Source organism: Rhizobium sp. S96, from assembly GCF_030382195.1.
Classification (GTDB): Bacteria; Pseudomonadota; Alphaproteobacteria; order Rhizobiales; family Rhizobiaceae; genus Rhizobium.
The window spans coordinates 1-1481 of record NZ_JAUDRY010000021.1 but is presented as its reverse complement, the minus strand read 5'-3'; the positions used below and the strand labels follow the sequence as shown (position 1 = coordinate 1481).

Genomic DNA, 1481 nt, shown 5'->3' with positions numbered 1-1481 from the left:
CGCTGGCCGGGGTTGCAGAGGGTAGGCCAAGTGCGGGTGAAAGGGACTTTCGGCTTTAGCTTTGAGAGCGGTTCTTGAAGCGCCAGGACTCGTTTCCGGTTTCGACGATCTCGCAATGATGGGTCAGACGGTCGAGCAGCGCCGTCGTCATCTTTGCGTCGCCGAACACTGTCGGCCATTCGCCGAACGCCAGGTTCGTGGTGACGATGATCGAAGTCCGCTCGTAGAGCCTGCTGATCAGATGGAACAGGAGCTGACCGCCTGCCTGGGCAAATGGCAGATAGCCAAGTTCGTCGAGGATGATGAAGTCGAGACGGTTGAGATAGTCGGCCGTCCGCCCTTGCTTGCCGCTGCGCGTTTCCGTCTCTAGCCGATTGACCAGATCGACGACGTTGAAGAAGCCCCCGCGTGTTCCGTTGCGGATCAGCGCGCGGGCAATCGCGATGGCAAGGTGACTCTTTCCCGTTCCCGTGCCGCCGACGAGAACGACATTGCGCTGGTCGGCGACGAAGGTACCGGTAGCCAGTTCCCGCACCAAGGGTTCATTGACGGGCGTATCGGCGAAGTCGAAGTCATCGATATCCTTTGCGAGCGGCAGCTTGGCGATGCTGAGCTGGTAACGAATGGAGCGGGCCTGCTTCTCGGCGATCTCCGACTGCAACAGATCGCCAACGATGCGCGGCGGTTCGTGCTGCCGTTTGATGCCGTTGCCCATGACCTCGTCGTAGGCGCTGCGCATTCCATAGAGCTTCAACGTGCTCATGAGTTCGAGAACCTGTGTGCGTTCCATCAGCTTGCCCTCCTAAGGCTGTCATAGCGTGCGCAGTCGGCGACCGGTTCATGGGTAAGCCGCAACGCATCCGGGGTTTGCAGGGTTGCGGCCGGAGCCGGATCACGGCTGCGGGCGAGAATGTTGATGATCACCGAGGCCGAGCAGACGCCGTGATCCAAAGCCTCCTGGCAGGCAGCATCGACGGCCGCCAGACCGTCGGTGGGAACACAGCCAAGGATAGTGACCATCTGCCGATCACCATCATGGACGCTCTTCAGCCGTCGGCGCACTTTCTCCATCGCTGTGGGTAAGACCCATTCACGGAACGGCGCACCATTGCGTAAAGCACCGGGTTTGCGTGCCAGAACAGGGACATAATGCCAGGGATCGTAGATCGTCTCGCCACGGCCAAAGCAACGAGGATGGTCACCGACGGTCACACCGTCCTGCCTGATGACGATCTGCTCGGCATAAGCGTGAACCTCGACCGGCCGGCCGACCGCAGTTGAGAGGACGGAGTATTTGTTGTTGTCGAAGCGGACGGTGCAGGTCTTCGACACCGAGGCCGGAACGCAGTGGAATTCGTCGAACGGCCCGACGTAATGGACGAGGCTGCCGCGCTCCTCTTCGAACATTTGCCAGATCATCCGCTCGGTCTGCTCGGGATGGCGGTGCGCCTTGGCGTAGGCGATGCACTTATCGAGCAGCC

1 protein-coding gene and 1 pseudogene are annotated in these 1481 nt (G+C 60.7%); both read right to left on the bottom strand.

Features of this window, described 5'->3' with window-relative positions:
• Positions 1–55 precede the first annotated feature (55 nt).
• A complete protein-coding gene (gene istB, locus QTL94_RS19945; protein WP_289802997.1) occupies positions 56–790 on the bottom strand; it encodes an IS21-like element helper ATPase IstB in 735 nt (244 codons plus the stop codon).
• Between the two features lie 5 nt (positions 791–795).
• Positions 796–1481, bottom strand: a pseudogene (locus QTL94_RS19940) (Mu transposase domain-containing protein); the annotation flags it as partial.